Below are 13558 nucleotides of genomic sequence, written 5' to 3'. Positions count from 1 at the left end.
AAAGAGTTGAAACAAAATCGCCGACAGCATTGAAAAGAGTCCTAGTTATTTTAATGTCACTGCTAGGAGTAGCGCTACTGTCGATCGCTACTTTTATCGCTATACCCGGAGAAAAAACAGTGTTTGCTGGAAAAAGACCTGCCAATATCGGGATTGTGTCAGGAAAACTTGCAGCGTGCCCGAGTTCCCCCAACTGCGTCAGCAGCTTCAGTCAAGATGCGGAACACAAAATTGAGCCTTTGGCATACACTTCGTCCCAGAGTGAAGCGATGGCCAAGCTCAAAGGGGCGATCGAGTCTTTGGGAAAAACTAAGATTATCACGGCAACGGATAATTACCTCTATGCGGAGTTCACCAGTGCTTTGATGGGGTTTGTTGATGACGTTGAATTTTTGGTAGATGATGCAGCAAAAGTCATCCACGTGCGATCGGCTTCGCGTCTGGGAGAGTCAGATTTAGGAGTTAACCGCAAAAGGATAGAAACTATCAGAACTCAACTAAATCACCTCTGAACTTCAAATTTCTAGCTTTTCCGAAGCCCCTCTCCTGCAAGATGAGGGGCTTTGATTTTTGTAGCTCACTATGTAATGTTCATTTGTAACCATCTACTTAACAATTATTAACAGTAGCAGCTCGCGATAAGGACACCCCATTACTATGTCCCTACAGATGCTCGCGTACCATCTATATGTAGCAATACTTTTCAGAATTGGTACAAGAAACCTGTTTTCTGCGTCAGTCCTGTTTAATGTAAATTAATGTAAACTCGTGTAATGCTGAGTTTGCCAACAGCCACTATTTGCATCTAGAGGAATTTACAATCTTTAAAATAGCTGAGCGCGCTAGCACAGAAGAAGAGATGCCGTAGTATTCCTATAGTATTAAAGGCCCTAAATTATACACTTCTGACTTTAGGGAGAGGGAACTGAACGAATTAATTTCTACTATTAATTTAAGTAGAGCAAAGAGGAAAAAAAACATGGCACTTCAAAGATTAGCAGAATTTTATCCTAATTATCAGGAAGAAATCTTTGCGGGAGACGACATCAAGGGATTTGATGTTTATGCTGGCGACTCTGATGAAAAAGTAGGCACCGTTTATGACGCTTTGGTTGATGACACGGGTCGTTTCCGCTATCTGGTAATTGATACCGGTATTTGGATTTTTGGCAAAAAAGTATTGCTGCCAATCGGCTCTGCCCGCTTCGACTACGGAGCCCGTCGCGTGTACGCAACAGGTCTTCGCAGCAAAGCTCAAGCAGAACAATTGCCGGCTTACAATGAATTAGAAGCAGTAGATTACGATCGCGAAGAAGAGGTAAGAGGTGTTTACCGCAATCAAGAAACTGCCGCTGCAAGCACTGCAACTCCTGCTAGCTACGATCGCAGCAGCTACAGCTACGATCTCGACCGCCCCCTCTACGAAACCAACGAACAGCAGCACCAAAATCTCAAGCTTTATGAAGAACGCTTGATTGCTAACAAACACCGCGCAAAGACAGGCGAAGTAGCAGTTGGCAAGCGCGTGGAAACTGAAACAGCGCGAGCTTCAGTACCCATTGAAAAAGAACGAGTTGTAATCGAGCGAGTAACGCCCGTAGAAGCGGGTCGAGTAGTTTCAGTCGGTGAGGCTGACTTCCAATCAGGGGAAGTTGCACGCATGGAAGTCTACGAAGAAACCGCCGACATTCACAAGGAAGCTTTCGTGCGGGAAGAAGTCAACGTCAGAAAAGAAGTGGTTCGCAGCACGGTTGAGGGCGAAGAAACCTTGCGTCGTGAAGAATTAGACGTTAAGAGCGACGGAACTGCGGTTGTAGATAATAAAGATATCTAAACCAACCGCAACAGGTATTGCATAGGAATTGCGCATGAATCACATAATTCTGGCACTGCGCAGGTGATATTTGTGGCATCGCGCAATTCCTATAGAACGGGGCGGGTGGAGTACGAAAATTGTCTGGTTTTGGCAAACTTTATGCACTTTTCCCGCCTCGAGCAATTCCTAATAAAAATCCCTAAGCAGAAAAGTTTCAGGAAATTTTAAAAATGAACGGTCAAGCCTCAGCCGAAAAGATAGCCGCTGCCAAATCAATTGCCCGTCTCAATCGGGTTCCGGAAAAAGTCAGAACTAAGCTAAAAAGTTTTACAGTCAAAGACAACCAAGGTCACTTGGTAGGCAAAGTTAAAGATGTCTATTTCGATCCTAACGGTCAGTTAAACTTTGTGGTGGCAGGGCTAGGCAGCGAAAATACACGCACTTTTTTACTAAGTATTAAGCTGCTAAAAAAAGTAGATTATCACCAAAAAGCTCTGTTTGTAAGTATTAATTCAGATCAAGTCGATCTGCTGCCGCCTGTTTCGGCAAATGGCGGACGCGAGTCTTTAGAAAATGCCTCAGAAGCGCATAATGAATTTAACAACACCGAGTTAACGAATCCCTCAACAGTTATGTCGAATCTAACAGATGCCGATCGCACAGATGAAAATTTGGAGACCGCTGAGGATGAGGAAAACTTGGATATTGTCGATCAAGAAGTAATTCGCCTGTTAGAAGAACGATTGGTGATCAATCGCAGCAAGCGCAAAGTCGGCGAAGTCATCGTGCGCAAAGAAATTGAAACTCGGATGGTACAAGTGCCTATCCAGTGGGAAAAGCTGATTGTCGAACAAGTCGGCGACGATCCGAAGGTGTTGGCAGAAATAGATTTGGGCGAGGGAAGTATCACCGGTATAGATTTGACGGAGATTAAGAGCGATCGCCAGGAACCGACAGTTAAGGCTGAATTTACCTCTGTGCAGAAAGCTAGCAAAATCTTAAATTCGATCGCCTCTCAACCCCGCCACGGTTGCGTCAAAGTCCGCCTAGAACTCGTTCTGGAAGACAAGCAACTTGAGGATACTTACCAAAAATGGATGACGGAACACCACTCAGAGAGTTAAACTATTCGTCCTTTTCGGTGTGGATTTTAGCTATTAGCGAGAAACTTAAATCTCATAGCGGATTGTGGCGATCGTTTCTGCGGACAAATTTTTCCCGCATCTACTAAGATCGTGTTCGGTAAATTAACCGTAATTTTGGTAGGGGCGGGTTCACCAATATCTATAATATAAGCTCGATATCCGTAAACCTGCCCCGGTCGGGATATTTAAATTTTTAGCGATCGGCATCTCGACAAAATTGTACTGAATTGCGGTAAAATTATCCTGGTCAAATTTAAAAGTATTTGAAAATGCCCAGCACAATCTCCGACATTCAAGTAAAAACGATCGCAGGCGCAGACAAGCAGCTAGGAGAGTACGCTGGCCAGGTACTCTTGATAGTTAACGTAGCTTCCCAATGTGGCTATACACCTCAATACAAAGGGCTCGAAGAATTGAGCCAGAAGTACGGCGCGGCTGGACTCCGCGTTTTAGGATTTCCCTGCAACGACTTCGGAGCTCAAGAACCCGGAAGTAATTCAGAAATAGTCAATTTCTGTACTACAAAATACGGCGTCAGCTTTGAATTATTTGACAAGGTACGCGCTAAAGGCAGTCAGCAGCACCCGCTGTACGCCAAGCTTACGAGTGCAGTCGAACCCAAGGGTGAGGTTTCCTGGAATTTTGAGAAATTCTTAGTTAGCAAACAGGGTGAAGTGGTTGCCAGATTCCGCAGCAGCGTGGGCCCAGATTCGCCAGAATTGATCGCTGCGATCGATCGAGAATTGGCAAAATAAGAAGTTAGGCGACGAAGCAGTCTATAGGATTTAACGGATGGATGTTTAGGGAAGAGGGAAGAACTTAAGATGCTTCTTTTCTAAGTTGAGAGCTTCTTTTTTTCTTCTCTTCCCCATTGTTTGGAAGCACTCAGCAATTAACAAATACCCCTGATGGGATTGAATTGGAGAACGGTTTAATTTAATGGAAAATACATCGGGATTAGATTTAGTTGTAGGTTTACTTGCCTTCGCAATTCTTGCAGGCGGTTTGGCAATGCTATTTGTAGGCATGGCATCGTTCCCTAAAGAAAAATAACCATAATTGATATTATGTGCGATCGCACGCCCCTAATAAAAGTGTTTGTAGTGAGGAGTGAAATCCTCATAGAAATCTGAGGAATGAAGTCATAACTACCAACTTAAAACGGTTATTTTCCAGGACACGAGCTGAATAAATATAACAGCATTCAATTTTAACATTCGCAATTGACTATCATGCAAACTACCGAAAACACCGTCAAAATTGTCCTGGAGCCGGGGAACTTGCGGCGCGTTCACCATATCGCTTTAAACGTGCGCGACATGAAAGCTTCCCGCTACTTCTACGGTACAATTCTCGGTTTGCACGAACTCACAGGTGCAGAAATCCCCGCAACTTTAACAGAAATGGTAGCCGCTGGTAAAGTCGCTAATTTCGTCACCCCAGACGGCACTGTGATTGACCTATTTTGGCAGCCAGACTTGGAACCGCCCAACCCTGACCCGGAGAAGGGTTTTACTCGCGCCAACCACTTAGCCTTCGATATCGAGCCGGATTTGTTCGATCGCGCTCTGGAAGTGCTAAAGTCAAATCAAATTGCGATCGACAGCGGCCCCGTCACTCGCGCTACAGGACGCGGCATTTACTTTTACGATCCTGATGGATTTATCATTGAAATCCGTTGTGATGCAGTTTAAACAGTCGCTGTCGGGCTGGCGGTGAGCCGTGCGCACCGTACATTTACTATTTCGATCGGGGTGTTCCGCGCGCACCCCAGGTTTAGACTTATTTTATTTTCCGTCTTTGCTAATAGATTGCTTCGGCCAAGTAAACCGAAAAGTTGCTCCTTGACCTTCGGCAGATTCTAGGGAAATAGTACCCCCTTGACCTTCGACAATTTTCTTCACCAGCGACAAACCAATGCCAGTATTTTCAACTTTATCGCGAGCTTCCAAGGTCTGAAAAATTACAAAAACTTTATCGTGATATTCAGGAGCAATCCCCGGCCCGTCATCCTCTACAGAAAACTCGTAAAAATCATCTAACTCTTTAACCGATATTTTTACGTTACCCGATTCACATCGATTGTGCTTGATGGCGTTGCTAATTAAATTAGAAAAAACCTGCTGTAACGGCAATTTTTCCGTCACAAAAGTTGGCATTCCCGGTTCAATTTTAATCTCAAATCCAGGCGGCGGTGCCAACGAATCAATAATTTCTGCTAATAACTTTTCAACTTGTACAATTTCTGAAGACACTTGAATGCGTCCGACGCGGGAATATTGCAGCAGTCCCTCAATCAAACCTTCCATGCGGTGAACTCTGCCGCGCAGCAGGTTCATTTGGTGCAGAGTATCCTCTGTCATCGACTCGCTGAGGTCTTCTTCTATCCAACTGCTGAGATTTGCGATCGCCCTGAGCGGCGCTTTCAAATCGTGAGAAACTACATAAGCAAACTGGTCTAATTCTTGATTCCGCTTTCTCAAAACATTCGTCGTTTTAGCCAGCATCTGCGCCGTCCAAGTCAATTCTTCAGCGCGCAACCGCAACGATTCCTCAGCTTGTTTGCGTTCCCTAATATCTTCTACCACACCCATCAGAAATGGACTGCCATCTTGTTCTCGCAGCAGCGAAACCGTTAAGTTTGCCCACACCAACTCTCCATCTTTGCGGAGGTAGCGCTTTTCCAGACCATAATGTTCAACTTCTCCTGCTAACAATTTGCGCAAAATTTCCTGTTCGCTTGCCAAATCCTCCGGCCAAGTAATCTCCTGAAATCTTTTTTCCATCAATTCTTGGCGGGTGTAGCCCAAAATCTGGCAAAGTTTTTGATTGACTAACACAAATTTGCCTTCCACAGTCTTTTGGGCCATGCCGACTGCCGCCTGCTCAAAAGTAGCGCGAAACCGCTGCGCGCTTTGGGCTAAAGCAATTTCTGAGCGCTTGCGATCGCTAATATCGTTGCTGATTTCCAAAATAGCCACTGGTTTATCTCGATCGTCGCGCTGCAAAGTCCACCGGCTGGCCACCGTTATTTTTGTCCCGTCTGCCTTGGTGCGTACCAGTTCCCCTTGCCAAGAACCCCGCTCGAAAAACACTTTTTGAATAGCCTCGAAAGGTTGCGTCCATTCTGTTTGCAAAAGCTCGTGAATATTTTTTCCTACTGCTTGCGACTTCCGCCACCCGTAGAGCCACTTCGCTCCCAAATTCCAATAAGAAATCGCGCCGTTCAAGTCGAGCACCGCGATCGTATCGTTCGCCAAATCCAGCATTTGCGCTTGCTTGCGCAGAGTTTCCTCAGCTTCTTTCCTTCTTCTGGCATCGCGGCAAATCGCAATAAACAACTGTTGATTTGCCAGACGCATTTCGCTGACAGCCAACTCCATCGGAAACTTAGTTCCGTCGCTGCGAAGTCCAACTGTTTCTTGCTGGTAAGTCTTCAGCTTAGTATCGGGATTTAACACAAAATATTCGATCGAATAATCCCCCGCGCTGCTGTCCGGCTCCGGTTGAGCTATCAGCCGCCGCAGGTTCGATCCAATTATGCGATCGGCTTTCTCCCCAAAAATTTTTTCTGCTGCCTTATTAAAAGACTCAATATTTCCCTGTGCGTCCAAAGTAATAATACCGTCAGCCGCATTGTCTACCACAGCTTGAATGCGACTTTTACTTTCCTCCAAGCCAGCTTGCCGCTTGCTCAATTCCTTCTCTAAACTATCAAATAAATACCAAGAAGCCCCTGCACCCAAACAGCCGAAAACCAAACCAGCTAATTGCACGAAATTAATGCAATCTATCAACTCCCGTATTTGCCCCTCTAAAGATTTCTGGTAGGCTTCGCGCGCATCAGCAAACGCATTAATTTTTTCGCGCAGTCGATCCATCTTCAATTTACCTTGAACGAACACCTGAATTGTTTCCGGCGACTGCACCCTTGTTGCCGAACTGTCGAGCTTATTCAAAGTGTTTTGCAAGAAATTTATTTGCTGTTCGGTACTTTGTTTAATTTCTGCAAATCGCTGAGCTTGCAGTTGATTGTCTCGAACCATAACCTCGAGTTTAGCCAGCAGCAGGGGCAAACTCTTCTTTGCTTCTAAGTAGGGTGATATAAATTCGCGGCGCTTTGTCAACCCGTAACCCCGAATGCCCGTTTCTGCATCCACCACGATTGTTAACAAGCGGTTAGTTTCTTCAAGTATTTCCTTATTAATATTTGCTCGCTTTCTTATCTGTAGGCTGCTATCCCGGAGCCCTGCAATTGTTATCAGCGAAGCAAACAGACAAATCACGGGAATAGTAACGATGACTGTTCCCCGCTGGCGAATTGGTCGGTCTGTCCATACAAATTGGACGCAGCGATCGAGCAAATACTTCACGGATGTTGAAGGAGAAAGTTTGCTCGCAGTATATCGTTTTTTGGCAATTTAAGCTAGGGATAAGTTCGTTTTTTTTGTTTGGCGATCGCCGGGGACTAACCGTGGAAACTAGATTAGACCCCTGCTATACCTACCTGCTGAGACTAACAGCAGATTTTTTTGAACGGTTTTTAAACGGAGACAAGGAGAAAGAAATGCCTTTTTTCGGCAGCGAGACAGCAGGAGAACTAGAAACGAGCCTTTGTGCTTTACCTTCGTTTTCGCCTTCGGCTTTTGCTGTCAAACTAGAGTCTGTTTCGCAAGCGTTCTGAACATTTGTAACTACAGTAGTCCACCTGCCTGTAGCGGGATCGCGATAACAAGTGAAAGGATTTATTTTTAGCGGTTGACTGCAAGGTTTAATCATGTAGATGCACTCCTTTGATTCTCAGAACTTGCGCACTGCTTTCAGCAGCAGTGCTATCTCGCCAGTAGAAACAGCAGTATCAAGGCAAAAAGCAGAATTGTGTTTCTGTGCCCAGAGACCTTTGATAGTTCCTGATTTCCTGTTAACTTTTGCCTTCTACTGGTTGCCGACCATAGCATTACTTTTACCAAAATGCCTTTCTGCAAGCAACCCCTCACCCCCTTAATCAGGTTGAGGTGCGACTTGTGAATGCAGCGAGGCGCGAGATCCTGCCTGCGGGAAAACTTTGGGATAATACAGGTATTCTAGGCTGGGAAAAAATGTTACTGTGTGATCGGCAACAGACGTCGATCGCGATCTGTGTCACAATTAAAAAGGGAATTGGTAATTGGTAATGGCGAATTGATAATGAGGGAATTAGTAATCGGGAATTATTCCATCTCTTCCTTTCCTTAAATCTGTTAAATCCCGTACACAATCCGTTTTCTAACTTCATTCTAACTAATATTAACTTTTGCCTTTAATTGAACAGTAAAAGTAGAGCCAACACCAAACTGGCTCTCAACAGTGATATCGCCGCCCATCATCTGGCAAAACAACCGACTAATGGCTAATCCTAAACCGGTGCCGCCGTACTTGCGAGTAGTCGAAGCATCCCCTTGAATAAAAGGTTGAAACAAACCATGCTGCTGTTCTGCCGACATCCCAATCCCCGTATCGGATACCTGCAAATAAACCGAATCGCTGCCGCCTGCTGATTCGCGAGTCGCGCTCAACAGCACGGTTCCACCTTCGGTAAACTTCAGGGCATTCGAGAGCAAATTGAACAGAATTTGCCGGACTTTAGTCAAATCTGCATACATCACTCCCAAATTGGGAGAGCAAGAAACTTGCAATTCATTGTGATTTTTTTCGACCAAAGGGTGCAAAGTTGCAACGACTTCTTCTATTAAATTGCCGAGGTCAAAATTTTCTAAGTAAAGCTCCATCCGACCCGCTTCTATCTTAGAAAGGTCGAGAATATCGTTAATTAAAGTCAGCAAGTGTTTGCCGGCGTTATAAATTTTTTGGGTATCCGGAAGTATCTCTTCGAGTCCCGATTCCAGTGCTTCTTCTTGTAGCATTTCGCTGTAACCGATAATCGCGTTGAGCGGCGTCCGTAGCTCGTGGCTCATATTGGCTAAAAAAGTGCTTTTAGCTCTCGAAGCTGCTTCAGCTTTGTGTAAGGCTTCTTGCAAAGCTATTTCGGTTCTTTTGCGCTCGGCAATTTCGATGCGGAGCAGTTTATTGGCGGCGGTGAGTTGAGCGGTACGCTGATCCACGGTCATTTCTAGCTGCGCTTTGGCTTTGGAGAGTGCTTCCTGAGCCCGCTGGCGCTCAAATCCTTCGATCGCCAGCGCTACCAAATTTGCCAAAGAATCGGCGAATGTGCGCTCCTCCAGAGCCCACTGGCGGGGCGCGCCGATATGTTCGAGAGAGAGGATACCGACGATCTGACCGCCGAGCCTAATTGCTACATTTAAGATGGATGAATTTGGCTTGCTGGCATCTGGCAGCACAGCGGAAGGTTCGGCTACCGAAGATAAGTGGGAGAAATTTGTTTTTAGAGAGTTTTGAGTCTTTGGCACAGGTTCTAAAGCTTTGTCCGATCGCGCATTTTCGCCCGGTGCGTCGCCTTCAACATCTAAAGTTGAAAATTTTAAATCGCTTGCCGATATGGACTGGTGGCTCAAATGATTCTCGCGGGTGCGATCGTACAAGTCCAGACAAACTAATTTGAGGTTGGGGATTGTAAATTTAGAACGATTGACCGACTCGTGTTCCTCTGGGGCGGCCGTCTCTGTATCGATCGATTCTGTTTGGTTGTGGGCGAGCGCTCTCTCGGTAAAATTTAGCTGAGGATCGATCGGGTAGCGAGTTCCAAATCTTCCAGGGTTGTAAAGCCAGACGCTGACTTTTTCCACATCCAAAGTGCGGGCGGCAGCCTCAGTAATTTCGCGAATTCCCACATTCAGCGCACCGCTGTTGAGAGTCCTCTGCCGACCTAGCTGCAACAAAGCCAAACTCTGGCGGCGGAGCCGCTTTTCGCTCTCTTGGAGGGTTTGTTCTGCTTCTTTGCGCTGGGTGAGGTCGTACAAGGCGCACAATGCCGTCTGCTGACCGTTAAACAGCAGCGGCTCAACCGAGATCATCACCCAGAAAGGGGTGCCGTCTGACTTTTTGCAGTGCAGTTCGTAGTTTTGGAGGTGTCCGTCTTTAGCAATTGCCTCAAGTACCTTTGGGCGATCGCTGGGGTTGAAGTAAAAGTCGGGAGTCCTGCTGCCGATCAATTTTTCTAGGGGTAGGTTCAGGAGAGAAGCCAATTGAGGGTTCGCATACAGAATTAAGCCGTCACAGAGGCGAGAAACCAATACCGGAACCGGAGTTGCCGAGGCGATCGTCCGAAACTGCTCTTCGCTTGAACGCAGTGCCAACTCAGCTTTGCTCAGCAAGTGAGCTTCCATCGTATCCGAATGTTCGGTGGTAGTCTCCAGCATAATTTCTAGGTCAGCCTTTTCGCGCTTCAAGTTTTCAAGTTCTGCACTCAGCCGCTGAACGTCAAAAAGTAGCTGTTCTGTCGATGGTTCTTCCTGCATAGCAATTGAAAATTGGTAATTTTTAGTTTATTTTGAATTTTTTTACGGTTTTGTGCTAGCTTAACTATGACTTATTCCCATTAACTTCAGCCACCCTCATCCTGGTTCCCTGACTTAGCTTGGGGTTCATCTTTTTTACCTTTTTCTCTACTATTCCAATTCTAAGTGCAAGGAAGGCATCAGCCGTTGCAAGTTCTTCAGGGATTTTTTCTGCCAGGGGATCTGTTTAGAGCCTTTTATGGCGATTTGAATATTTTTTTGCTGGCGCACTTTGATAATAAATTTTGAGACAATATTAATTCCCGAACTATTTAAAAATTCTAGCTTTCGCAAGTCTAGAGTAACAGTGTTTGGCGAGGATTCAGCCACTTCGTTGAGCAGATCGACGATCGGCGCGTATTCTTCCACCTGGCTGAGTCGGAACGAGCCGCTGCAGGTCACTGTTTGGGTATCGCCATCGTAGCTGAGCGTGTAATCTTTGGTCTTAATCTCCATACTTTTCTCGGTTGTGGGTTGTTAGCGGTAAAGGGGCTTTGGGTGCGGGAGCGAGGATTGAGCTTCAGGCTAGCACGATAAGAATTCGGCTGTTTGCCGAATGCCTTTGCTGGTGTAACTTGTACTACATATACTGCTAACTGTAGCATTGCCACAGGGCAGTTATGAGTTATTTTGGGATTTATCAGTTGTGATACCAGTTGGAAAAAAGAATGCAACTGTTGACGAGATCTCTACCCTGGTAGTCATTAGTCATTGCCAATGATTCAATGATTCAATTATTCAATCGAAAATTGTAGGAGTTGTGGGGCTGTAGGAAACCAGCTTTTGCTGAAGTTCTGAGTTATCAATTCAGTTCTTTTTCTCAATTTAGTATTGACAAATTCACCAAAATGTGAGACAAATTTCACATCTAACCCAGCAGTGAGTAGGAGAATATTTAATGGCAATTTCACAAATTACAGAAAAGCTTTTGGCTGCTAAAAAAGCTAAGGGAATTAGTTTTGCTGATTTGGAAAAACTTTTGGGGCGCGACGAAGTTTGGATTGCCGCGGTTATTTACCGTCAAGCAACCACATCTGAAGATGAAGCAGAGAAAATTGTCTCGGCTTTGGGACTAGATGGCGAGACGGCTGCGGTTCTCTGCGAACCTCCGTTAAAAGGTTCTTTGGAGGCCTCGGTTCCGGTCGATCCTCTGATTTATCGTTTCTATGAAATTATGCAGGTTTACGGGATGCCGCTCAAAGCAGTGATACAGGAAAAATTTGGTGACGGGATTATGAGCGCGATCGACTTTACATTGGATGTCGAGAAAGAAGCAGACCCAAAAGGCGATCGAGTGAAAATAATTATGTCGGGAAAATTTTTGGCATACAAAAAATGGTAAGCCAGTCTTGCTTTACCTTCAAGTGAAAATTAAAAAATCAAAATTTGGTCGAATGACTAATGACTAATGACTAACGACTAATGACTAAAGCCTCAAAAGTGTTAACTTAGAAATAGAGATCGCGAAGCTTGACTCCGCCAAAAAAACGGAGACAAGCCCCCGACTTAAGTCGTGCAGAGCCCCAAATTTTAGACCATAGTTCAGCTCCAAAATTCATCTGTGGAGTAAATCTAAAATCTAAAATCTAAAATCTAAAATCGACTGACTGGCTTGGGTGTCCGATCGGGAAACCTTTCTAGGGCAGAGCTAAGGTCGATCCCGCGGCAACTTCCCCAGTAGAAACAAGCAACCGCAACCGTAAAGTAAGAGGCAAATATGTCAAAATATGACTCCCATCTGAGATGCTCCTTTTGCGGCAAGTCGCAAGAGTACGTCCGCAAGTTAATAGCTGGGCCCGGGGTCTACATTTGCGATGAATGCGTGGAACTGTGCAATGAAATTTTAGAGGAGGAGTTCTTTGACTCCAGTAAAACAATTGGTCAACAGATTCCCCAATCAGAGGTGCGAGAGTCTCAGGGACAAGGAACGCGGCGTCCGGGTCGATCGAATAAATCGAAAATTGTTTTAGGTCAAATTCCGAAACCGACAGAAATCAAGCAGCATTTAGACAACCACGTCATAGGCCAGCATTCAGCAAAAAAAGTCCTTTCTGTAGCAGTTTACAACCACTACAAGCGCTTGAGCGTTGACCAAGCTAAAGATAGCGACAAGTCTTCTCCTGACAGCGATGTAGAACTGCAAAAATCCAACATCCTGCTAGTCGGGCCGACAGGTTGTGGCAAAACTTTGTTAGCGCAAAGTTTGGCGCAAATGCTGGAGGTCCCGTTTGCGGTAGCCGATGCGACGACGCTGACAGAAGCTGGATATGTCGGCGACGATGTAGAAAATATTTTGCTGCGGCTGTTGCAAATGTCGGATTTTGATGTCGAATCGGCGCAGCGCGGCATTATTTATATTGATGAAATTGACAAGATTGCTCGCAAAAGCGAAAATACTTCGATTACCAGGGATGTATCAGGAGAAGGAGTGCAGCAAGCGCTGCTAAAAATGTTGGAAGGAACAGTGGTTAACGTGCCCCCGCAAGGAGGCCGCAAACATCCTTACCAAGATTTTATTCAAGTTGACACGAGCAAAATTCTATTTATTTGCGGCGGTGCTTTTGTCGGTTTGGAAAAAATAGTTGAACAGCGTTTGGGTAAAAAATCCTTGGGCTTTATTCAGCCAACAGAAAGCGACAGCAACTCAACTTTGCCGGCTAAGGATAAGCGGGCTGCTGATATTTTGCAGCAGGTACAGCCTGACGATTTAGTCAAGTTTGGTTTGATTCCTGAGTTTGTCGGGCGGATTCCGGTGGTGACGGTGATTTCGCCGCTGGATGAAGCAGCTTTGATGCAGATATTGACCGAGCCCCGGAATGCGCTGGTGAAGCAGTATCAAAAGCTGTTGAAGATGGACAGCGTGGAATTGGAATTCCAGCCGGAAGCGCTGCGGGCGATCGCCCAGGAGGCCTATCGTCGCAAAACGGGCGCGAGAGCTCTCCGCAGCATTTTAGAAGAGTTAATGCTGGATGTGATGTACGAGTTGCCTTCTCGCAAGGATGTGGCTAACTGTATGATTACTCCTGAAATGGTCGAGAAGCGATCGACTGCTGAATTGTTGTGGCATCCTGCATGGCACAAACAGCACGAAACTGCATAGTTTGTAATCTGTAGGGTGCTTGTAGCGCACCCTACAAGCTTGG

The 13558-nt window shown here is 45.6% G+C and carries 12 protein-coding genes; 8 read left to right on the top strand and 4 right to left on the bottom strand.

Translation table 11 applies throughout. From position 1 onward, the window contains the following. The first annotated feature begins 53 nt into the window (after positions 1-53). The 4 genes from QUA20_RS07025 (at position 54) to QUA20_RS07010 (ending at position 3716) form a co-directional block, all read left to right on the top strand. Positions 54-512 carry a DUF1499 domain-containing protein gene (locus QUA20_RS07025; protein ID WP_333186936.1) on the top strand — a complete coding sequence of 153 codons (459 nt, stop codon included), beginning with the start codon at positions 54-56 and terminating at the stop codon, positions 510-512. 467 nt (positions 513-979) lie between these two features. Beyond that, complete coding sequence (locus tag QUA20_RS07020) at positions 980-1834, top strand: DUF2382 domain-containing protein (protein WP_333186935.1); 855 nt, start codon at positions 980-982, stop codon at positions 1832-1834. A 212-nt stretch (positions 1835-2046) separates the two neighbouring features. After that, entirely contained in the window at positions 2047-2940 is an 894-nt protein-coding gene (locus QUA20_RS07015) for a PRC-barrel domain-containing protein (RefSeq protein ID WP_333186932.1), read from the top strand. A gap of 290 nt (positions 2941-3230) precedes the next feature. After that, positions 3231-3716: a glutathione peroxidase gene (locus QUA20_RS07010; RefSeq protein WP_333186929.1), complete on the top strand. Its 486-nt coding sequence runs from the start codon at positions 3231-3233 to the stop codon at positions 3714-3716. Positions 3717-3761: 45 nt separating this feature from the next. Here QUA20_RS07010 and QUA20_RS07005 read toward each other — a convergent pair whose 3' ends face one another. Next, positions 3762-3989, bottom strand: a complete 228-nt coding sequence (locus tag QUA20_RS07005; RefSeq protein ID WP_333186926.1) for a hypothetical protein — start codon at positions 3987-3989, stop codon at positions 3762-3764. 204 nt (positions 3990-4193) lie between these two features. Here QUA20_RS07005 and QUA20_RS07000 point away from each other — a divergent pair, with 204 nt between their 5' ends. Beyond that, positions 4194-4655 (top strand): VOC family protein, encoded by a 462-nt coding sequence (locus tag QUA20_RS07000; RefSeq protein ID WP_333186923.1) that lies wholly within the window; start codon positions 4194-4196, stop codon positions 4653-4655. A gap of 93 nt (positions 4656-4748) precedes the next feature. On the opposite strand, the gene QUA20_RS06995 is transcribed toward QUA20_RS07000, so the two are convergent. Next, positions 4749-7334, bottom strand: a complete 2586-nt coding sequence (locus tag QUA20_RS06995; protein WP_333186921.1) for a PAS domain S-box protein — start codon at positions 7332-7334, stop codon at positions 4749-4751. Positions 7335-7435: 101 nt separating this feature from the next. Between QUA20_RS06995 and QUA20_RS06990 the strand changes: the two genes are divergently transcribed. After that, on the top strand, positions 7436-7645 hold the full coding sequence (locus QUA20_RS06990) for a hypothetical protein (RefSeq protein WP_333186918.1): 210 nt from the start codon (positions 7436-7438) through the stop codon (positions 7643-7645). Positions 7646-8237: 592 nt separating this feature from the next. On the opposite strand, the gene QUA20_RS06985 is transcribed toward QUA20_RS06990, so the two are convergent. Together QUA20_RS06985 and QUA20_RS06980 are read right to left on the bottom strand one after the other, a co-directional pair. Further along, entirely contained in the window at positions 8238-10376 is a 2139-nt protein-coding gene (locus QUA20_RS06985; protein WP_333186915.1) for an ATP-binding protein, read from the bottom strand. Positions 10377-10526: 150 nt separating this feature from the next. Then, positions 10527-10871, bottom strand: coding sequence for a slr1659 superfamily regulator (locus QUA20_RS06980; RefSeq protein WP_333186913.1), 345 nt, complete (start codon positions 10869-10871; stop codon positions 10527-10529). A 442-nt stretch (positions 10872-11313) separates the two neighbouring features. Here QUA20_RS06980 and cynS point away from each other — a divergent pair, with 442 nt between their 5' ends. Further along, positions 11314-11757 carry a cyanase gene (cynS, locus tag QUA20_RS06975; protein WP_172185231.1) on the top strand — a complete coding sequence of 148 codons (444 nt, stop codon included), beginning with the start codon at positions 11314-11316 and terminating at the stop codon, positions 11755-11757. A 375-nt stretch (positions 11758-12132) separates the two neighbouring features. Further along, on the top strand, positions 12133-13515 hold the full coding sequence (gene clpX, locus QUA20_RS06970; protein WP_333186910.1) for an ATP-dependent protease ATP-binding subunit ClpX: 1383 nt from the start codon (positions 12133-12135) through the stop codon (positions 13513-13515). Positions 13516-13558: the final 43 nt, after the last annotated feature.

It is taken from the genome of Microcoleus sp. Pol7_A1, from assembly GCF_036701085.1.
GTDB classification, from domain to species: Bacteria; Cyanobacteriota; Cyanobacteriia; order Cyanobacteriales; family Microcoleaceae; genus Microcoleus; species Microcoleus asticus.
This window is presented reverse-complemented; position numbering and strand designations above follow the sequence as displayed.

Coding starts and splice junctions, on each gene's coding strand:
- QUA20_RS07025 (WP_333186936.1), top strand. CDS start 54: ATGTCACTGCTAGGAGTAGCGCTACTGTCGATCGCTACTTTTATCGCT.
- QUA20_RS07020 (WP_333186935.1), top strand. CDS start 980: ATGGCACTTCAAAGATTAGCAGAATTTTATCCTAATTATCAGGAAGAA.
- QUA20_RS07015 (WP_333186932.1), top strand. CDS start 2,047: ATGAACGGTCAAGCCTCAGCCGAAAAGATAGCCGCTGCCAAATCAATT.
- QUA20_RS07010 (WP_333186929.1), top strand. CDS start 3,231: ATGCCCAGCACAATCTCCGACATTCAAGTAAAAACGATCGCAGGCGCA.
- QUA20_RS07005 (WP_333186926.1), bottom strand. CDS start 3,989: ATGCCTACAAATAGCATTGCCAAACCGCCTGCAAGAATTGCGAAGGCA.
- QUA20_RS07000 (WP_333186923.1), top strand. CDS start 4,194: ATGCAAACTACCGAAAACACCGTCAAAATTGTCCTGGAGCCGGGGAAC.
- QUA20_RS06985 (WP_333186915.1), bottom strand. CDS start 10,376: ATGCAGGAAGAACCATCGACAGAACAGCTACTTTTTGACGTTCAGCGG.
- QUA20_RS06980 (WP_333186913.1), bottom strand. CDS start 10,871: ATGGAGATTAAGACCAAAGATTACACGCTCAGCTACGATGGCGATACC.
- cynS (WP_172185231.1), top strand. CDS start 11,314: ATGGCAATTTCACAAATTACAGAAAAGCTTTTGGCTGCTAAAAAAGCT.
- clpX (WP_333186910.1), top strand. CDS start 12,133: ATGTCAAAATATGACTCCCATCTGAGATGCTCCTTTTGCGGCAAGTCG.